This is a genomic window from Leclercia barmai (assembly GCF_049312895.1).
Taxonomy (GTDB): domain Bacteria; phylum Pseudomonadota; class Gammaproteobacteria; order Enterobacterales; family Enterobacteriaceae; genus Enterobacter; species Enterobacter barmai.
This window is the reverse complement of sequence record NZ_JBMNWZ010000001.1, coordinates 1,325,559-1,344,375: the sequence shown is the minus strand read 5'-3', so window position 1 is coordinate 1,344,375 and position 18,817 is coordinate 1,325,559. Positions and strand designations below refer to the sequence as shown.

At 53.5% G+C, this 18,817-nt stretch carries 16 protein-coding genes and 1 pseudogene; 3 read left to right on the top strand and 14 right to left on the bottom strand.

What is annotated here, in order from left to right; translation table 11 throughout:
- Positions 1 to 173 precede the first annotated feature (173 nt).
- From ACOYA6_RS06415 to ACOYA6_RS06405, 3 genes are all read right to left on the bottom strand, one after another.
- A complete protein-coding gene (locus tag ACOYA6_RS06415) occupies positions 174 to 1,277 on the bottom strand; it encodes a cobalamin-independent methionine synthase II family protein (protein WP_223074125.1) in 1,104 nt (367 codons plus the stop codon).
- Between the two features lie 314 nt (positions 1,278 to 1,591).
- Positions 1,592 to 1,915 (bottom strand): hypothetical protein, encoded by a 324-nt coding sequence (locus ACOYA6_RS06410; RefSeq protein WP_422654295.1) that lies wholly within the window; start codon positions 1,913 to 1,915, stop codon positions 1,592 to 1,594.
- A gap of 124 nt (positions 1,916 to 2,039) precedes the next feature.
- Positions 2,040 to 2,174, bottom strand: a complete 135-nt coding sequence (locus ACOYA6_RS06405; protein ID WP_255296466.1) for a hypothetical protein — start codon at positions 2,172 to 2,174, stop codon at positions 2,040 to 2,042.
- 736 nt (positions 2,175 to 2,910) lie between these two features.
- On the opposite strand from ACOYA6_RS06405, the gene ACOYA6_RS06400 reads away from it, so the two are divergent.
- On the top strand, positions 2,911 to 3,921 hold the full coding sequence (locus ACOYA6_RS06400; protein WP_039028838.1) for an acyltransferase family protein: 1,011 nt from the start codon (positions 2,911 to 2,913) through the stop codon (positions 3,919 to 3,921).
- Between the two features lie 154 nt (positions 3,922 to 4,075).
- Here the strand turns inward: ACOYA6_RS06400 and ACOYA6_RS06395 are convergent.
- Together ACOYA6_RS06395 and ACOYA6_RS06390 are read right to left on the bottom strand one after the other, a co-directional pair.
- Positions 4,076 to 4,324, bottom strand: a pseudogene (locus tag ACOYA6_RS06395) (M3 family metallopeptidase); the annotation flags it as partial.
- Positions 4,325 to 4,581: 257 nt separating this feature from the next.
- Positions 4,582 to 4,707: a hypothetical protein gene (locus ACOYA6_RS06390; RefSeq protein WP_422654294.1), complete on the bottom strand. Its 126-nt coding sequence runs from the start codon at positions 4,705 to 4,707 to the stop codon at positions 4,582 to 4,584.
- A gap of 210 nt (positions 4,708 to 4,917) precedes the next feature.
- Between ACOYA6_RS06390 and ACOYA6_RS06385 the strand changes: the two genes are divergently transcribed.
- Both ACOYA6_RS06385 and ACOYA6_RS06380 read left to right on the top strand, forming a co-directional pair.
- The gene (locus ACOYA6_RS06385) at positions 4,918 to 6,396 is read left to right on the top strand and encodes a DUF1254 domain-containing protein (RefSeq protein ID WP_422654293.1); all 1,479 of its coding nucleotides are present in this window, start codon (positions 4,918 to 4,920) and stop codon (positions 6,394 to 6,396) included.
- A gap of 14 nt (positions 6,397 to 6,410) precedes the next feature.
- The gene (locus ACOYA6_RS06380; protein ID WP_422654509.1) at positions 6,411 to 7,874 is read left to right on the top strand and encodes a DUF1254 domain-containing protein; all 1,464 of its coding nucleotides are present in this window, start codon (positions 6,411 to 6,413) and stop codon (positions 7,872 to 7,874) included.
- 173 nt (positions 7,875 to 8,047) lie between these two features.
- On the opposite strand, the gene ACOYA6_RS06375 is transcribed toward ACOYA6_RS06380, so the two are convergent.
- The 9 genes from ACOYA6_RS06375 to ACOYA6_RS06335 form a co-directional block, all read right to left on the bottom strand.
- Complete coding sequence (locus tag ACOYA6_RS06375; RefSeq protein WP_422654292.1) at positions 8,048 to 8,806, bottom strand: transporter family protein; 759 nt, start codon at positions 8,804 to 8,806, stop codon at positions 8,048 to 8,050.
- A 159-nt stretch (positions 8,807 to 8,965) separates the two neighbouring features.
- Positions 8,966 to 9,283, bottom strand: a complete 318-nt coding sequence (locus tag ACOYA6_RS06370; protein WP_422654291.1) for a hypothetical protein — start codon at positions 9,281 to 9,283, stop codon at positions 8,966 to 8,968.
- Positions 9,283 to 9,522, bottom strand: a complete 240-nt coding sequence (locus ACOYA6_RS06365) for a hypothetical protein (RefSeq protein WP_422654290.1) — start codon at positions 9,520 to 9,522, stop codon at positions 9,283 to 9,285. Before ACOYA6_RS06365 ends, ACOYA6_RS06370 begins: the two co-directional genes overlap by 1 nt.
- 80 nt (positions 9,523 to 9,602) lie before the next feature.
- Complete coding sequence (locus ACOYA6_RS06360) at positions 9,603 to 10,457, bottom strand: phage tail fiber protein (protein ID WP_422654289.1); 855 nt, start codon at positions 10,455 to 10,457, stop codon at positions 9,603 to 9,605.
- Positions 10,458 to 10,467: 10 nt separating this feature from the next.
- Positions 10,468 to 10,770: a hypothetical protein gene (locus ACOYA6_RS06355; protein ID WP_422654288.1), complete on the bottom strand. Its 303-nt coding sequence runs from the start codon at positions 10,768 to 10,770 to the stop codon at positions 10,468 to 10,470.
- A complete protein-coding gene (locus ACOYA6_RS06350; protein ID WP_422654287.1) occupies positions 10,770 to 12,446 on the bottom strand; it encodes a phage head spike fiber domain-containing protein in 1,677 nt (558 codons plus the stop codon). The genes ACOYA6_RS06355 and ACOYA6_RS06350 overlap by 1 nt, the downstream gene beginning before the upstream one ends.
- Before the next feature lie 63 nt (positions 12,447 to 12,509).
- On the bottom strand, positions 12,510 to 17,441 hold the full coding sequence (gpJ, locus tag ACOYA6_RS06345; protein WP_422654286.1) for a TipJ family phage tail tip protein: 4,932 nt from the start codon (positions 17,439 to 17,441) through the stop codon (positions 12,510 to 12,512).
- A 55-nt stretch (positions 17,442 to 17,496) separates the two neighbouring features.
- Positions 17,497 to 18,096 carry a tail assembly protein gene (locus ACOYA6_RS06340; RefSeq protein ID WP_422654285.1) on the bottom strand — a complete coding sequence of 200 codons (600 nt, stop codon included), beginning with the start codon at positions 18,094 to 18,096 and terminating at the stop codon, positions 17,497 to 17,499.
- Entirely contained in the window at positions 18,084 to 18,815 is a 732-nt protein-coding gene (locus ACOYA6_RS06335; RefSeq protein WP_422654284.1) for a C40 family peptidase, read from the bottom strand. Before ACOYA6_RS06335 ends, ACOYA6_RS06340 begins: the two co-directional genes overlap by 13 nt.
- Positions 18,816 to 18,817 lie beyond the last annotated feature (2 nt).

Genomic DNA, 18,817 nt, shown 5'->3' with positions numbered 1-18,817 from the left:
AATCGTCCGTTACGGCGTGGACGCAGAAAGAGCAATCAGGATCAGACAGAGCAAAAAGGATGCCAGAACGAAAAATCTGTAGATTCAGGGGGGCGGGAGAGGATTTTAAAGGCAGGTGCGGATCAGGATGGCACAGCGTTGCACTTTATTAATGCAACGCTGTGAAAATGCGATTACCAGACTTCGCTGGCGATCTGGGTGACCAGGCGAACCTTGTCCCACTGCTGGGCTTCGGTCAGGGCGTTACCCTCTTCGGTAGAGGCAAAGCCGCACTGCGGGCTGAGGCAGATCTGGTCTTTCGCGACATATTTCGCCGCCTCTTCCAGACGCGCTTTCACCCCTTCCGGGTTCTCCAGCTCGCCGCTTTTGGTGGTGATAAGCCCCAGCACCACCTGCTGCTTGCCCGGACGGATAAAGCGTAACGGGGCAAAGTCGCCGCTGCGATCGTTATCGTATTCCAGGAAGAACGCATCGACATTGACGGTGCCAAACAGGATCTCCGCCACCGGCTCGTAACCCCCTTCAGAAATCCAGGTCGAGCGGAAGTTACCCCGGCAGACGTGCAGCCCGATGGTCAGATCGTCCGGCTTGCCTTCCAGCGCCTTGTTCAGCACGCGGGCATAGGTGCGAGCCAGCTGGTCCGGGTCATCGCCACGCTCCAGGATCTGACGGCGCTGATCGTCCGAGCAGAGATAGGCCCAGACGGTGTCGTCCAGCTGCAGATTGCGGCAGCCCGCCGCATAAAAGGCGTGGATGGCATCGCGCCAGGTCTGGGCCAGGTCATCAAAGTAAACATCCAGATCCGGGTAGACCGTGGCGTCGATTACCTTGCGACCGCCGCGGAAGTGCAGCACGCTCGGGCTCGGGATGGTCATCTTCGGCTGAGCATTACCGCTGACGCTTTGCAGATAGCGGAAGTCGTCGAGCATCGGATGGCTGCCGAAGCCCAGCTTGCCGGTGACGCGCACGCCGTGGGCTTTGGTCTGCACGCCGTTAAACTGGATCCCCTGCTCGGATTCGTAACGCTCCACGCCCTGCAGACCGTCGAAGAAATCAAAGTGCCACCAGGCGCGACGAAACTCGCCGTCCGTCACCACATGCAGGCCGCAGGCGCACTGCTGTTCAACCACGTGACGAATCGCTTCATCTTCTACCGCACGCAGCTGTTGGGCGTCGATCTCGCCGCTGGCGAATTTCACTCGCGCCTGTTTGATGGCGTCGGGACGTAAAAAGCTACCTACCACATCGGCACGGTACGGGGCGTGTTGTCGCTGCATGCTTATCTCCTTTAACTGCCGCCAGGTAATTGCCGACAGTGATAATTCATTATTTGAAGTTTTAGACTTCTGGATGGCTATATGTCCAAAAGATGTCACAGCGCTGGCCCCGCGGCAAACGAGAAAAATTCATCGGTGTTGAAAAAAATTCATGTTGTAGCGAAAGGGCAAAAAAAAACCGCCAGAGACTGGCGGTAAATGCTTGCATGGATAGATTTGTATTTTGATATCTACGGACCCGGCATTCCATACCAGGCTGCGGATCCTGACCAAGCTAGCATGGCGAAGATAAATGAAGGCTAAACAACCTTGCTCTACGCGCCCTGTTTGATTGCACTTTTCTGGCGCAAGGCACGGGATAACAGCCACACCAGGGTGCAGGCAATCACCGGTACCAGCCAGTCGAGCAGGCTGGCCATGTTCCAGACCTGCCAGTCAAACCCGCCCCACCACGGCATATTGGCGCGCTTGCCGTGTCCAAAGAGAGCAATCCAGCGGTATTCCGCCTGGGTCTGCTCCCGGGCGATAAACCACAGCGCACCCAGCGCTCCGCCGACGCCCCACCGGCCCCACTTGAGGCCGCATAAACACTGAACGGTGACTGCCGCTAACGCGTGCATTAAAGGAGAAAAATCCATAAGCCTGACTGACGCTCTCTTCTTATATCTACGTTAACCCAGCAACATACGGGTAAAGTTGGCTCGGGTGAAGAGTAGAGCAGATATGCCCATAAAAAACCGCCCGAAGGCGGTTAAGTGTTTTTTATAGCGGTTTCCTGGTCACGTCAGGATCGTCAACGACCGGCGGGTCATTCACATCGGGGACGTCAGGAATATCATCATCAGGAAGCGGTTCATCATCAGGAAGAGGATCAACGTAATCTGGACGATCGGTCATAAAACCTCCGTCAAACATAGTATGAGAGACTACTTAGCTTTACCCGGTTTCTGTTGGGACTGATCGTCTTTCGGGTTCTTTTGAGACTGCTTTGACTGATCTTTGTTAGCACCTTGATCGTTGGATTTCATTTTGAACTCCTGTGGGTAGATGCGGTAACTTGCCGCCATTAAAATATAAGACATGCTTATGGTTATATCGAGCGAGGCGAGAGCATAAAGACGTAAGCAATTATTTTATTTATGGGATGTGGCAAGCAATAGCTTACGTAAACATAAGTCATTAAACATAAAAATCTGGAAGTCCCCCGGTTTTGATTCCAGTCTGAAAAGGTCTACGCGCTCAATTTGCATTTTTCCAGTATCGGTTCGGTTAAAGAATGTAAGCAGGCTTACCGGATCGATAACCACAAACCCGGTTAATGTTTCCAGTATGCGGATGTCGAAACTGCCGTAACAAATACTTTACGTTGATATACGAGTGAGAAATTATTAGCCGTAACTGAAGATAAGTCCGTGAAAACCCCCTGTTCATGTCATAGAGGATCTGCAAACGACTCTCATTTTCTTCTGGAGTCCTCTCCACCAAATTCATTTACAGAGATTTAATATTTAGTGCAAACAAAGAGTAGTCTCTCAGTTATTTTGTGAGATTGATTCGCAATTGTAAGATTATTCTTAGCTACGCTTCATCTGTAATGATATGATGAGTTAACTCAAACAATCCTCGTTTAAAAATGCATAAGAATAACTGCTTTGATACAGCAAGGCTTATTGCTGCCTTAATGGTTTTAATTACTCATCATTATGCCCTTTCAGGTCGACCAGAACCTGTTTTTTGGGGTCTTGAAAGCATGGGCGGAATTGCAGTCATTATATTTTTCAGTATTTCAGGTTTCCTGATTTCCAAGTCTGCAATGGCATGTTCTGATTATACTGAGTTTATGTCCAAACGATTGCGCAGGCTTATACCAGCGCTGATTCCATGCGCTATTTTTATGTATGTCATCATAGGCAGTTTTGTTAACAGAGATCATCTCGGTGATTATCTAAACATTGCTGTTATTAACAATATTATAAAAACGATAACATTAACATCCGTACTTCATGATGGTATTACCACTGGTTTTATCCATGGTGGTATCAATGGAAGTTTATGGACTCTCCCGCTTGAATTCTTATGTTACCTGATTGCAGGGTGCGTATTAATATTCAATAAAAACAGGGTTTATTTTTTAGTTGTGTTCATTTTGTTGCTGCTTGTTTGTGTATTTATTACAGGCAATAACACTGGTGTTTATTTCTCCGTTCCTTCCTGGCTGTATCCATTAAGGGGTCTCTCGTTCTTTCTGGGTGCCGTTATGGCGATGACGTTTGATCGCTGGAACGATTTCAAGGTGAAAGCATTCATTCTTGCCGCTCTGTCGTTATGGATGTATTCATATTCCGATGGCGGCCTCGAATACAATATCCTTGGCTATATTGTTATTTCATTTGGGACTATCGCGCTTTGCACTTCCATTCAGGATCCGCTAGTAAAAGGTCGGTTTGATTACTCGTATGGCATCTACATCTATGCATTCCCTGTCCAACAGTTTGTGATTAACGTCATCGGCATGTCCTTCTTTGCGGGCATGATAACCAGCATCATAGCAACGGTCACCCTGGCGGCACTGTCCTGGCACTTTGTCGAAAGCAGATTCCTGGCTCGTAAAGTGGAAGTTAAAGCATTTTCCCCTGCGCTTTAATTTCTATCAAATCTGCACATATTGACGTTTTAATGTGTGCAGATTATGTAAACATATTCTATTGATTTTAAGTGTTATTGCGGATCTTTAGTGAGAATAAAATAGAAAAAAAACCGGGCATTGCGCCCGGTTCTCTTTCCAGCCTGAAAAACCCTTACGAGCTCAACCCGCGATTCACCAGCATCGGTTCAATCTGCGGATCGTGCCCACGCCACTGGCGATAAAGTTCAGCTAAATCAGTACTATTCCCGCGCGACAAAATCGCCTCGCGGAATTTCTGCCCGTTTTCGCGGGTCAATCCGCCCTCTTCCACGAACCACTGATAGCCGTCGTCGGCCAGCATTTGCGTCCACAGATAGGCGTAATAACCTGCCGCGTAGCCGCCTCCGAAGATATGGGCGAAGCATACTATTCAAATGGCATTTTTATTAATTGAAAACAAAGGGATAAGCTGCAATTAAAGTGTTGATTTGCATCATTTCCGCTACCAATACAACTCCATGCTATTCAGTAGGTTGCATATCGTTTTGGGGAAGAATTTCTCACAGAAACCCCATATCACCCACTCATAATGCTCACATTTCACACAATTAATACCAAAAAACCGCTAGGAGACATAAAAACCATACCATTGAAACTTTGCGTAACCCCTTCCAGAAATCACACCCGCCGCTCTAAAACGACACCCACCTTGGCAAAATTGCCATCGATCCGTTTGTAAGATTTGAAGGTACGCACCGCTTCGTACACTTCGTCCGCTGTGTGCCAGAAGCGGACATCAAACATTTTGATTCCTCTATGACCCGTTAAACCATTTAACAACCTTTAATACTCATCGTTAAAATTTATTATTAAATAACTATTAACTCTACGAATCTTCCGAAACCAACTATTCTTTCAGGAACATTCTATCTGACTATGTTTAATCCATAGGACGATACCTATCGCCAGTAAGTCATTAATTTCATTTTATTACTCTTCAGCCGAGATATAACTATGAAGCTCCGAATAGTCACTTCTGCCGTTCTGCTGTCACTCGCTTTAGCCCAACCCGCAATGGCCGCCGACGCGCCTCTTTCCCCCCTGATGAAGCAGCTGAATAACGGTAACTGGTTACCGGAGCAGGAAGCGCAGTCATTAAGCGACGAACTTTATTATCAGGATGCGATTCAGGCCTACATCCAGACCCTGCCGCTGCTGAATACCATTGGCCTGCGCGATGGCTCTGAGGCCGCGTTTGGCAAAGGCTATAACGTCCTGCCGATCTGGAAAGAGCGGATGGACAGCCGGGCGGTGGTGCCTACGCCTAACGGGGATGTGATCTATTCCATGAGTTATCTGGATCTGAAGGAAACGGGTCCGCTGGTGATCAAAGCGCCACCGAACGTCATCGGGATGTTTACCGACTTCTTCCAGAAAACCATTACAGATGTGGGTGCCATCGGACCGGACCGCGCCCGGGGTGGTCTCTATTTACTCCTGCCGCCGGATTACGACGGTCCTGTGCCGCAGGGGTATTACGCCTTTAAATCCTCAACCTATAACGTCTTCCTCTTCTTCAGAACCATCATGGGGAAAGGTGAAGGCAAACCCGATCCGCTCCCGGCGGTGAAAAATGCCGAAACCACCCGGGTCTATCCCCTCTGGGATGTGGAAAAGGATGTGAAGCCGATGCAGTTCCCGGATGCCAGCGGGAAGCGCGTGAACATGGTTTATCCTACCGACGCCAGCTACTGGCAGAAGCTGAAAACCTTTGTGGATTATGAACCGCTGACCGCGATCCCGGATGCCACCCGCAGCGCGCTGCTCAGCATCGGCATTGTGAAGGGCAAGCCGTTCACCCCGACGGCCAAACAGCAGGAGTTACTGAACAAAGCCGTGGAAACCGCGCCGCGCATGATCCTCGCGCGTCGTCAGGTGGGGCGTGATGACCAGCGTCAGCTCTATTACAAAGACCGTCAGTGGGAGACCTCCTGGGCGGGTGCTACCGCAGAGTGGATGCAGTACGGCACCCTTGATGCCAACCAGCGCGCGGCCTTCTTCCAGATTGCGTATTCCAGCGCGGCGGCAATGGTGATGCATACCACCGGCGCGGGGTCCAAATATCCGTTTGCCACCAAAGACGGGTCCGGCAAGTTCCTGAACGGCAGCAATACCTATAAGTTGCACCTGCCGCCAAACCCACCTGCGGCGCTGTTCTGGGCCGTGACTGCCTACAACATTACCGACGGCACCATGCCGGAAACCGATCAGCTGTTACCGTCCACCAACGGCTATTACAACATCCCGAAAAACAACGATGGCTCTATCGACCTCTGGTTCGGGCCGAACAAACCGGACGGTGTGGAAGACAGCGCCTTTATCAAAACCGTTCCTGACCGCAATTTCCTCGTGGCGCTGCGTCTGTATGGCACCGAAGACGGCTTCTACGATCAGACCTGGATCCCGGATGACCTGGTCCAGACAAACCAATAAAGGTGAATGACGTGATGAAAATAAAGTATCTGGCACTGTTTACAACTCTGGCGCTAAGCGCAGGCGCGTTCGGCCAGACCGAACCGCTGACCATTCCTCATGCCACCCAGTTCGATCAGCTCACGCAGCCGTCGGCGGATGTCACCATGCCGGAGAGCTATGTCAAAGCCATCGCGCAGCAGGCCTATATCTGGGGCTGGCCGATGGTGAATCAGTTTAACCGTCGGGAAACCATCACCAAAGCGCCTTACCCGGCGCTGAACGGCGGCATGGTGCCGGTAGCGCCGATGGGCCAGCTCAGCATGCTGACGGACTACATCAAGCCGGAGGAGACCTTCGTTACCTGTCCAAACCAGGACGTGGCCTACGGGCTGGGCTTCTTCGAACTGGATAAAGAGCCGATCGTCATTCAGGTTCCCGATTTCGGCGATCGCTTCTGGGTGTACGCCATTTACGATGCCCGCACCAATCAGATTGGTAACGTCGGTAAACCTTACGCCACCAAACCCGGTTTCTATCTGCTTGTCGGGCCCAACTGGAAAGGGGAAACCCCGCAGGGCATCAACGGTGTGATTCAGTCCTCCACCGAAATGGCCAACGTGATCCCTCGCGTCCAGATGGATGACACCCCGGAAGACCGGGCGGCGATCCAGGCCCCGATCAAAGAGATTATGACCTACCCGCTGAGTCAGTTTGACGGCAAAATGAAATCCTTCGAATACTCGAAGATCCCGGCCATCGGCGATAAACCGGATGCCAGCGCGGGCGAGACGCGCTGGGTTATTCCGGAGAAATTCTTCGACCAGTTCGCCAATGTTCTGGAAAAAGTGCCGCCGCTGCCTGGCGAAGAGGCCATGTACGCCCAGTACCGTCACCTTGTCGAGGCTGGCAAGAAAAGCCCGGAAATCCGCAAATGGATGGATGCTGCCGCCGTAGAGACGGATAAAACCGTCATTGCTGATTTCTTTAAGTGGAAGAACAACGGCGTACCGGCGGGCAACGGCTGGAACCGTTCAAAAAACAACGCCGAGTTTGGGGTGGATTACTACAACCGTACCGGCACCTCAAAATCGAACATGTTCGATAACAAACCGAACGAAACCCAGTATTTCTACACAGATAACGATGCTGCGGGTACCCAGCTATCCGGCGACCATGACTACACGGTGACCTTCGCGAAAGGCGAACTGCCGCCGGTGAAAGGGTTCTGGTCATTAACGCTCTATAACAGTAAGCATCTGTTCAGCCCTAACGAGCTGAACCGCTTCTCGCTGGGGACCAAAAACAAAAACCTGAAGTACAACGATGACGGCTCCCTGACGCTGTATGTCAGCAAAACCCGTCCATCGGATGATAAAGTCAATAACTGGCTACCGGCACCTGACGGCAATCTGTCCCTCTACATTCGCGCGTACTGGGGTGAACAGTCGATTCTGGATGGCACCTGGCAGCCGCCTAAAATTGAAACGGTGAAGTAAGTGATACTGTTGGCATTTTGTCTGTGGCAGGGTGCCTTTCTTTTTTTGATTACTGAGGTAACAGCCCCTATTCGCTCACCGAGGACCTTACTCATGACGATATTTGGTTAGCTGTTACCTCCACATAAAATGACCTGATGGAGACACAACCCTTACCGTTTCTCCATGTTAAATTAATTAGGGAACTGAAGATTTAACCCAGCAAATATTTGCCACCTGGGCTGTCCATCCCCACGTTCGGCAACACTACCCTGCGGCTCAACGAAGAAATTATAAACCGTTTTCTTATTTTTAATTACCTGACCGACACCTAGCCCCAGCGGAACGCTGTAATTATCGTTATGGAGATTGTAGGCCCAAATCGGTGCAGAACGCAGATATGTGCCACCACCCAATTGATAGAAGAGGAAGGGCTGGAAGGTAGTAAGATTCACATCACTGCGATCATCCTCACCGGCAAAACTATGCTGCCAGGAGGCAAGATAGCCATACTGAAATTTTGGATTACTCGCGTTAAATAGTACGTTTACAAGTCCCGCGGACCATTTCCCTGATCCAACGGCATCCTCTGACGCGGTCGGTGCAGTAACCTGTGGACCAACGCCAAAACTGACTGCCGGGTTTCCGGTATCAATGAGCCAGGAAGTAAAAAGATTGAGATCACCAACCCCGGTCTTATGACCTCCGGTAGGTGGAGAGGGATAAGTATTGACTGGTAGCGAGGCACGTAACAGCCAGTCGCTGTTACCCAGAGAGAATGGTGTTGCATAACGAAACCAGAACTGATTAGCATCCTTATCAGTCCCGCTAACTTTACCAATATAGTAATTTTGCATGTTGAACGCTGTCATACTGGCAAGCGGATTATTTGCTTGTGCTGCACTTTCAGAGCCACCATCAGCGGCCCAGCAGTTACACGCGAGTAACGCCATGACACTAAACCCAGTCGAATTTTTCATAGTCATCTCAGAATGTAAGAAACTATATTAAGACTAGATGAATAATTACACGTCTGCTTTTCGCTCAAAGCGGGCATCAAACCTGCCAAGGGAAGACCTCAGGCCTTCGCCTTTACCAAAGCGCACCAATTCTTACACTGGAATGTCATCAGCATCTGTGCTGTTGATGAAGAACGTCACCCGCCCCAACACCTCAACTTCCTCCGCCGCTTCCCCTTCTATCGCTTCCCCATCATCCGTGATTAACGCCCTTCCTCTGATTTTCGCAAACTGCGTTCGACCGCCAATGAGAATCAGCAGAGTCTGTCCCTGCACTAACCGGGTAACTGGTTCGATTAATGCGAACCCGGATGACGTTTCAAGAATGCGGGTATCGATGCCCACACCACAGATCAGTTCCGGTGTCATCCGCTGGGAGGTGTAATCAGCCGCCGGTGAAGGAAAGCCCATCAGTGAACCCTCCCCATGTTGCGCAGGATCCAGTAGTGATTGTCGGTTCCGTCAGTTGTCTTATCCGTGAAATCTGGCTGATAGCGCTCTATCCACTCGTTGGCGTCAGCCCGGCTGAAATGCCAATGTACTTTTGCCAGCTCCCGGATAAAGTCTTCTGTGCGTAAGCACCGGTAGCCCTTGGGGTTTAGCTGTACTGCAGCCACAAATGCGGCGTGAATGTCGTGACGGCGGGGCATGATCTGCACTCCTTTTTACTGTTTTTATATACAGTAGTTTTAAAGGTGGTGCAGATCAATACGGCAACGCCTATTGATAATTACGGCTGAACGTCATGACCCTCATCAGATTGTGCTTCAGCCATAGCAGTCGCTGCCTCCAGCTGGCGCTGATTCCAGATGCTGTCCACCGGCATCTCCACACGGATGGAGACATACTGATCCGCTGGAATGTCGATTGGGTCACCTTCGTTAAAACCTTCCCGCTCGTTTCGGGCGAACGCCGGGCCCCCCAGGTGAGTGCGATGATAGGTTTTCACCAGCACCGAACCATCCGGGTTCACCTTGTAATCCAGCCAGATTAGCGGCTGCCGGTTGCGGTCCTTCGGTATATCAAACCCACCATCGATACCGCCCCACGCCGCATCCGCGTTAAGCCCGAGACAGCCCGTGATGAGATAAACCCCTTCCCCCTGGCGCGTTACAGTCACGCCCTCAGATTCATAGTTCGTTTCCGAAGAGCCATCGGCAAAAACTTTGACGATCGGGGATGCTGACTTTAACGTGCCATCAGCTGCTTTGGTGGTATTCGAATCGGTATATACCTTACAGATTTTTCCGTCATACGTTGGAGAGGAGCTGAGCAGGCGCAGGTATAACTCAGGCGGCACATCCAGGCGCGCCGGGAAGCAAAACTGAAATGCGGTTGAAGCATCAAAAGGCATGCCCAGCACTGCAGTATTGTTGTCGATGCCGCCCAGCAGCATCTTGGCGTTATAAGCCCCAAATCCTTTACGATCACCCTGGTTGATGCTCGCCAAATTACTGCTGCCCAGTCCAAAAGCACCGACCTCCATCACGTTTCCTGAGGACGTTCCGACATCCCGCTGTGCAGCTGACTTCAGCCCAGAGATGTCCGCAGCGGCCAGGCTAATAGTATCTTTTCTGTTTGCCATGTTGTGCTCCTTATGCCCATACCCGGTACGGGCTGTCAGGGAAGACCCCAAAGGCATCTAACGATGCCAGTTCCAGCGAATCGTCTGTCACGCGCAAATTGGCGTGAAATCCGGGCAGGCTGACGTATTTGATAACTTCGTTTTCTTCACCGGGATTGATGACTTCAGCAGGGACAGTGATAACGCCAACGATATCCAGGCTGATATCAGGGTGATACAAACCACCCTGCTCTTCATCATCCACAAACCCCGCCGCGATTAGTTGCGTGCGCATTTCGTCGGCGTCATTGAAGCGCAGATATAAGTCTCTCATTAGCGGAGTCCATTAATTTGGTTGAGTGTTAAGACGCGGTGCCAGATACGCAGGTTTCGAATGTGATAAACGAATCTCACGGATGTGGTTTGATTTGAGTTCCCTATATAAGAAACGGATTGCGTTGTGCCGTTAGGCTGTACGTTATCAGCGGAAGAAGTATTACCCCCGTAGAACGTTGATACCTTGTTACCTTCGATTGCGTGTGCGAACACCTCGCTTTCTCCTTTTTTACAAGGCACACTTATAGCACCGCTGCTGCGATATGCTTTTAATGTGTTGTCATTAACCCATCGGCAAGCAATATCATTACTCGGGCCTTGAACCTTAACGATCTCAATATAACCAGCGGCATCTTGGAAATACTTAGGGAAAAACTCAAGTGCCAAAGTCCGATTAAATAGATTTGCCAGAGAAGTATATCCACAGTTTTCTTTCGGTATTTGCCAGTAATCAGCCCCGCGCGTAACCGTGGCCGCTGTCGTTGGGATGTACGATGTAGGGAACGGGCTGTCTTCTAATTGCGCGCCCCACACATATAGGCCTGATTTGCCGTCACCGGCATAGCTTGCGGTCACACCATCTTTCGCTAATTGCAGACGGAAAACGCTACTCTGAGTAGCCCCGGCTGTAACTGCCATCCAGACACGGTAAACACCATTTCCGAGGTCTTCAAAACCACGATCAAGGTATTGAGCACCGACAGCGCCACCAACGAAGGCCCCTGCAACGGGGTCAAAGAACACGCCCGCTGTCGTTCCCGTTGCGACGCGTAAATATAAAAGACGAGAGCTTGTATGAGCTTTAACAAATACTGAATAACAGTATATCGTGCCGGAAGTTAAAGTGATGTTACGGTCTTGCGCGTAGTGTTCCGCGGTTGCTGTATCTTCAACTACCAGCGCCATTGTCTTATCGGCGCGAGGCGAGTCGCCGCTATTATTGGTCGTAACGACTCTTGAACCTGTTCCCCATTGCTCAGAATAGGTATACAGGTTCGTAATTTGCGGCTCAATTAAAAGCCCCTCTTTCTCGAAACGAGGTTCATTAATATCCGCGTTTCGCATTATTCCGGATTTCTCAATATAAGTTGCGACAGTTGACCGGGTGAATGTTGCAGACTTTGAGGGTAATTCCACCATCTGCCCGGAAATAGTCAAAGTATCGTAAGGTGCGATGCCTTCCATTTTCAAACTATCGTTAAATGGCACCCACACATCCGGGTACGGCGCAGCCTCATAGGGTACAGATGTCAGCAGCTGCGCGGCGGCCAGTGATGCTGCGGCGTTCGTTTCGCTGGTTTTGGCGTTATTCTCTGAAGTCTTCGCGTTCGTCTCAGACGTTTTGGCGTTGTTTTCTGAAGTCTTGGCTGCGTTCTTCGACGCGAGAGCATTCCCCTCAGACGTTGCCGCGTTCGTGGCGCTGGTTGCTGCTGCATTTTTTGACGCCAGAGCATTCGTTTCACTGGTTTTGGCTGCAGCGGCGCTGGTTCCTGCCGCGTTAGCTGCGGTGATAAGCTTGGACCAGCTCGGGCCGGTCTTTTTCGAACCGTCAGCCAGCGTTACTGTGACGTCACCGGTACCCGATAAAATCAGGTCCTGGTTGACGATATCAATTTGCGCCTGGCGAAATCCTTCCGTGACGGATTTCGCTAAATCGTCATCAATCGTTGCCATTCGTGATGTCCTTAAAATGAAAAACCCAGCCGGAGCCGGGTTATTGAGGTGAAGTTATGAGGATCAGGAGGAGAAAGAGCCGGTGCCGCGCGTTACCGTCATTGTCGGGGCGGTAACACCGACCGACGCATTACTGGAAGTAACGGTGATGCTGGCGTCGATACGCTGGCCGCCCATGCCGGACGCCGCATGTCGGGCGGTGAGCCATACCCCACCAATGGGGACATCGTAGTTAATCGTGCGGATGTTGCCTGCAATGACCATCTGCACGGTGGCCGTGACCGCACCTGTAATCCCCCGCACGTAGATCATCGCCTCCACAACGGCGTTTTTGCCGAGTCCGTTATTGCTGGAATCGGTGTAATACATGTTCACGGTCGCAGTTGCGATGCCGTTTGATCTGCCTGTGGCGTCGGGGAATACCCCAGTGTTGGCTACATCTCCAATGAAAGATGTCGCTTCAACCGTGCCCCTGAAGCTCCCGCTGGTCGCCTCAACTCTGCCTTTAAAACTCCCGTCAGTGGCATAGATCGTCCCGCGAACGGTCACGCCGTTGAACGTGGCATACCCAGATTTATTGATATGCCAGCCTACATTGCCGGTCCCGTCCCAGTTGCTGGACTGGATGTAATTCCCGATCTTGCCGTTGTCGATAGAACCGTCCTGGATGAACACCGAACGCATGAACATCTGGCCGCCGGTCGAAGCAAACACCAGTTCCTGCCCGTTCGTCGTCGGGTTATAAACCGCGAACGTATCGGCAGAAATCAGGAAGTTTGAGGCCCCTGTGCCGTCAATGCCCAGCTGGATACCCGCGATGCGCTTGGTGCCGTTCGCCTCCACCTGGACTTTAACGCCCCACTGCGCGGAGAGCTTGTCATTAATGCCAGCAACAGCCTGGCTGGTCGTCTGGACACTGGCATTGGTATCGCCAATTGCAGCCGTAACCTGCTCAATGCTGGTTGCCGTGGCGCTCTCCAGATCCGTAACGGCTTTATCAATGCGCGTTATGGCTGCAGCGTTGGTCTGGCCGTTCTGCTCAACCGTGGCCTTAAGCGTGGTGACCTGCTCCGCCACGGCGCTTGTGGCATCCGCTGCAGTCTTCCGGGCTTCGGTGATCTCGGCCATCGTTTTCGTTTCGCCAGCGGCGAACGTAACGCGCTGATCCGAGAACGCCATGAAGTTGGCGAGAGCATTGGTAACGTTACCGATAATCCCGGCGTCCCGGCTGGCCGTGTTACCGTCCACGTCAACTTTCAGACTGTCGATACGGCGGCCCAGCGCGCTGTCACCATCCGTGCGGGCCGTGGTTTCCGTGCTGATGTCCGCCGTGTTCTGGTCGGTCGTGGCCTTCACCGCAGCCAGCGCGGTGGTCTGCGCCTTGTTGTTATCAGCGACGGCTTTATCGATGCGCGTAATATCGCCGGAGTTTTTACCAACAGTAGTCTGCAGGCCCGAGAGCGTAGTGGCCTGCGCCTCCTGCTCCGTCGTCAGCGTTGCCAGTTCCTGCGTCACACTGGCTTTGTTGGCGTTAACGGTCGACTCCAGTTGAGTCCGCGCTGTCACCTCCGCTTCCTGCGCGGTGATGCGCGCCTGGCGTTCGGTGTACAGCAGGCCCGAAGCCAGTTTTGACGGGTCGTCACCGGTATAGCCGCCCCGGATCTGCGTCGCCAGCGTCTCGCGCGCCGTGGCTTCCGCCTGGTCACCTGTTACGCGCGCCGCCGTTTCCTGCTGCAGCGCCGCCATCCCGGCTCCCGGCGTTGGTCGCCCGACTGCCACCCAGTCAATCAGTAAGTAATTGGTCGCGTCCTGTTTCGTGGACAGGTCCAGTCGAATCTGGTTGATCGTCGTATCGGCCAGCCAGGGGATATCGTCACACTCAAGAGTGGCGACGCCGTCAGAGTTATAAGCGGGCTCCGCCACCGTGAATCGGTTGGTGTCGTTGAAACCAGCCGTGTTGCGCCAGCGAATTTCCCCCACCCAGGCGGGATTACCTACTTTCTTGATGCGCAGCTTCAGAAAGCGATAAGCCGCAGCTGTTATGCCCAGCGAGCCCGGTGATGACACCCACGGATCAGATGCATGGTTAGCAGGACGAAGCCAGCCATCGACAATGGTCGGTGTCCCGTTCCCGGACCAGTCCTCGACTGATGTATCGAAATACCAGATTTTGGCCGGATCGAACTGCGAGCCGGTGCCGGCTGACACCTGGGCGATCTGCTGCGCCAGCGATTCGGTGCTGGTCTGAATCGTCTGGTTGACGTTACTGATATCCGCCAGACGCTCGTTCTTCTCGGTCAGCAACGCCTGCCCGCGCGCCGTTGCCTCGTCGGTGATGGCTTTCTTACGGTCCGTGACCTCCTGCGCCAGCCCCGCTTTGGTCGCCGCCGACTCTGTAGTGACTGTGGTGATGTCATCGCGCGCTGACTGAAGGTCATCACCCAGGTCAGTTATTTCTTTTACGACGTTCTTATAGGCGTCGGTCTGTTTGATCTGGTTATCGATATCCACCAGGTAATCAGCGGCAACCGAGCTGCTGCTACCCTGGATGAAGTCAGTCCAGGCTGACTGGTTGCCGGTGCGATCAACAAGCCGCGCCCGGTACCAGAACCCTACCCCGGCTTTCAGGCCCAGCTGCTGATACATGTGCTGCGGGTAAGGTACTCCCGTCAACAGCTGTGCATTCGCGCCGGTCGAGACCGTCGAATACTGGATCTCAGTTTGCAGCGTATCGCCGGTGCCGGCAGGGAAATCCCAGTCCAGCTGTACCCCCCAGAGCAACGGCGTTGTCCTGAAGTTGGCTGGCTTTGGCACTTCACCCACCCGGCCCTTGAGATGAGTCAGCGCTGACGTTGCCCACAGACTGGATGCGCCACCGGCATTAATTGCCCTGACCCGCACCAGGTAATCACCTTCGAAGATCCCCGGCACTTCGATATTCCGCAGGCCGGTTTGCGGAACGTTCACCCATTCGCTGCTCCCGCGGCGCCACTGAACCTGATAGGCGATCACATCGGCCTGCGGCTTCCCGGCTTTATCCAGCGGAGCATCCCATGAGGCCGTCAACGTGGCAATGCGCTGCCCCTGGCGCACCGATTCATAACTCGACACCACGATGTTACCAGGCTGTGAGACAACACCAGTGGGGATGAGACTGATCGGCGGGATATCCAGCCGGGCGTTGTTGTCAACGGCGTCATACTTCGATGCGTTGTATTCCGTGCCGGTGATGGTATAGGTGTTCTCCTCATCATTAAACGTCAGTTTCATCACGCGGAAATACTGCAGGCGCAACTGCCCGGCGTCGATAACGAAAACGGCGTCTGGCGCTGGCGCTGCTGTGAAGCCCCTGTCCACAATCAGCTGTGTGCCGTTGACCGACTGAATTATCCGGTTTTCAACAACGCCGCCCTGGGTGCGGATCATCAGCGTATCGCCTGCCACGGCGCTGGTACCGCGGTCGGTTGTCACTGCCTTAAGGCCGGAGTTGTATGCGACAACGCGCCCGCCATACACTCGTCCTGACACGCGCTCATCCGCAAAGGCAAACACGGTTCCCGGCACATAGGCGAAGCCATCCAGCCCCGTCTGAAGCGTGATCATGCGATCGAGCGAGTTGGAATAAACCGCCCATCCACCGCGGCGCTGAGCCTCGCTTTCACGCGTGCAGCCGATGGCCGTGAGTTGCGTCTGCTTGAATTTGAACTGCTTCACCAGGTCAGGGAACATCACTGCGGTGGTGCGGTCCTGATAGTGGTTATCCGGATCACTGAAGTTAATCAGTGCGCTCGAGAAGCGCGTCTTTTCGCTGCCGCTGGAATACGTTGGCTTGCCCACCACTGATGCGCGGGTGAGGATTTGCAGCTTCGACGTGTCTGCTGGCATGTCCGAGACAACATTGAACATGTTGTTGCCCCAGAACGTCATGCCGTTGAAGCCAGCAGCGATATCCTTGATCACCTGCCAGGCGTCGGCCTGCGACTGGATATAAGCGTCAAACATGAATCGCGGCTCAGTGCCGGTTCCGCCCTTCCCGTCAGGCACCTTCTGGTCGCAGCGCTGGGCAATGCGGTAGAGCTCCCATTTATCGAGCATATCCACCGTCACCCGGCGGCCAAGGCCAAAGCGCGGCTGTGTCAGCACATCAAACCAGATCCACGCCGGGTTATTGCTCCAGCCCCATTTGAATGTGCCGTCCCATGTTCCGCTATAGGTCCTCGCGTCGGGATCGTAGTTCTGCGGGATGCGGATGACCCGGCCTTTCGGCTTGCAGGAAATCTTCGGGATGTTGCTGAACGCTTTAGCGTTGAATGACACATACAGCAGCGCGGTATGCGGGTAGCGCAGGCGGGCGTCAATCACCTCAGTGATGGCCTGCACCTGCGTTTTGTTCTGCAGCATCTGGCTGGTACTGTCGGCAGTATCCCGGACCACACGGATCTGCCAGCCAGTAGTGGCTTTCGGCAGGTTGATGCGGTGCGTCAGCTCGTACAGAGAACTGAGCTTTTCCGTTACCGTTTTGGTGAGCACTGTCTGGTATGCCCCGCCATCAACCGCAACGTCGATGTGATACGTGACGGTGGTGCCGACGATATCGCCGTCCTTCTCCTGCTGCTGCAGGCCGGTGATACCGATGCGCACCAGAACCGCATCAATCTGGGTATTGCTGATGGCGCGGGTCCAGGGCACAGCCTTCGTCAGCGATACACCGATGCTGGTCTCGTTCTCCACTGCGGGAAAGCCGGGGATCGGCATCTGGGTCTGTGTGCCCGGGCGAAAATCCCAAGAGACGTTCTCAAAGTTCATTGAGCCGTCAGCGTTGCCCAGCGGCGTGCCGTCGAGGAAGATCCGGGTTGCGTCCAGCCCACCAGCAAATTCGCCTTCACCGAGCGCCAGGAGCATACGGCAGCGCGCCATAGACTGAGCTGAATCAGGCTGCTCAACAGGCGTGTGCTGCTTCTGGCTGCCACCCTTTGCACCAGTAATCGTTGCCATATTGCATCCATAAAAAAAGCACCCGATTGGGTGCTAATTGAAGATAAAGAAGTCGTCAGATGTCCTCAGCTACGATCCCCGCACTGATAATGGCGCCGCCGATCTCGCGCTCGCCATACAGCAGCGCGACCGGGTTACCCATTGCCAGGGTATTCACGGCACCGCCAAAGGCATAACTTGGCTTATTGTCCGGGTCATCGCGCCCCTGCAGGCCTTTGGGCTGCGGCGAGAGCATCTGGTAAATGCCGCCGGCCATCATTGAGCCGCCGGACATTATCAATCCTGCAGCGAACGTCGCACCGATACCGGTCCAGCCAGTGAGTATCCCCGTAGCTATGCCTGCAACGACCATCACCGCGCCAAGGATCGTCTGGAACATTCCTGCGTTCTTTGCCCCTTCCATCACTGGCGCGATGCGGATATCGGTATCACCAGTCAAGTCCCTGAAGTCATCCGCCCCGATGTTGCGCTTACCGCGAAACACCGCAAAAGTCATTCCGTTCTTTTTGGCGTTCATCAGGTAGCTTTCCAGCCCGTCCAGGTTGATGCAGAGTGCCTTCACGGCTTCTGCCGATGTCTGCACGGCCAGTTTATGGACACGCCCGAACCGGGCTCCCAGCGCGCCATACAGGCGGATAGTGGTTAAGCGCGCCATGGCTGTATCTCCTGCGGCAGGTCTTTGTGGCGAACGCAGATCATGGTCCGGTCTTTGAAGTAACCGCGGGCATATGGCGTGATGCAGGATGGCTGCCCGTACAGGTGGTGGAGCAGTTCGCCTTCTTCGGTAATGATCCCCGCGTGGTTCCACTTGGCAGACTCCACCTGCATGATGACCATGCAGCCGGGCGCCGGATCGCATTCGACAAACCCTTCCCGCTCCCAGTTGTCAAAATAGAGATTGTCCGGATACTGGCTTTCCCACCACGGGTAATCCACGCGAAAATCGTTAAGCATCACGCCCTGGGTGGCGTGCCAGTCCATGACCAGCCCCCAGCAGTCGTGCGAGCCCAGAATGAACGGGCGGCCAATCAGCGGTATGGCGTCCGGCGTTACCTCTGCGTATTCATCGCAGTCCGGCGCATAGATGCCCCAGACCACGCCGGAGTTATTGCACTGCTGGCGATCGAGGTCAGACGGGATAGGCCGCGCGCCGTCGCCCGGGTGAGAGTGAATGACCCGGATAATGGTTCCGACATCCTCAGCGTTCGCCCAGTGCTCGCCGTCAATGCGGAAATGTTCCGTCGGGTTTTCGTGGCTGTTCGGCACCGGGATGTAACGCTGGCGTCGCCCCGACTGGATGACGAAGCCGCAGCACTCGCGCGGGGATTCCTCCAGCGCATGCGCACGGATCGCCGCCATAATGGTTTTGTTCATTT

Excerpts from the sequence above, each read along its gene's own strand:
- ACOYA6_RS06415 (WP_223074125.1), bottom strand. The coding sequence starts at position 1,277 with ATGCAGCGACAACACGCCCCGTACCGTGCCGATGTGGTAGGTAGCTTT.
- ACOYA6_RS06410 (WP_422654295.1), bottom strand. The coding sequence starts at position 1,915 with ATGGATTTTTCTCCTTTAATGCACGCGTTAGCGGCAGTCACCGTTCAG.
- ACOYA6_RS06405 (WP_255296466.1), bottom strand. The coding sequence starts at position 2,174 with ATGACCGATCGTCCAGATTACGTTGATCCTCTTCCTGATGATGAACCG.
- ACOYA6_RS06400 (WP_039028838.1), top strand. The coding sequence starts at position 2,911 with ATGCATAAGAATAACTGCTTTGATACAGCAAGGCTTATTGCTGCCTTA.
- ACOYA6_RS06390 (WP_422654294.1), bottom strand. The coding sequence starts at position 4,707 with ATGTTTGATGTCCGCTTCTGGCACACAGCGGACGAAGTGTACGAAGCG.
- ACOYA6_RS06385 (WP_422654293.1), top strand. The coding sequence starts at position 4,918 with ATGAAGCTCCGAATAGTCACTTCTGCCGTTCTGCTGTCACTCGCTTTA.
- ACOYA6_RS06380 (WP_422654509.1), top strand. The coding sequence starts at position 6,411 with ATGAAAATAAAGTATCTGGCACTGTTTACAACTCTGGCGCTAAGCGCA.
- ACOYA6_RS06375 (WP_422654292.1), bottom strand. The coding sequence starts at position 8,806 with ATGGCGTTACTCGCGTGTAACTGCTGGGCCGCTGATGGTGGCTCTGAA.
- ACOYA6_RS06370 (WP_422654291.1), bottom strand. The coding sequence starts at position 9,283 with ATGGGCTTTCCTTCACCGGCGGCTGATTACACCTCCCAGCGGATGACA.
- ACOYA6_RS06365 (WP_422654290.1), bottom strand. The coding sequence starts at position 9,522 with ATGCCCCGCCGTCACGACATTCACGCCGCATTTGTGGCTGCAGTACAG.
- ACOYA6_RS06360 (WP_422654289.1), bottom strand. The coding sequence starts at position 10,457 with ATGGCAAACAGAAAAGATACTATTAGCCTGGCCGCTGCGGACATCTCT.
- ACOYA6_RS06355 (WP_422654288.1), bottom strand. The coding sequence starts at position 10,770 with ATGAGAGACTTATATCTGCGCTTCAATGACGCCGACGAAATGCGCACG.
- ACOYA6_RS06350 (WP_422654287.1), bottom strand. The coding sequence starts at position 12,446 with ATGGCAACGATTGATGACGATTTAGCGAAATCCGTCACGGAAGGATTT.
- gpJ (WP_422654286.1), bottom strand. The coding sequence starts at position 17,441 with ATGGCAACGATTACTGGTGCAAAGGGTGGCAGCCAGAAGCAGCACACG.
- ACOYA6_RS06340 (WP_422654285.1), bottom strand. The coding sequence starts at position 18,096 with ATGGCGCGCTTAACCACTATCCGCCTGTATGGCGCGCTGGGAGCCCGG.
- ACOYA6_RS06335 (WP_422654284.1), bottom strand. The coding sequence starts at position 18,815 with ATGAACAAAACCATTATGGCGGCGATCCGTGCGCATGCGCTGGAGGAA.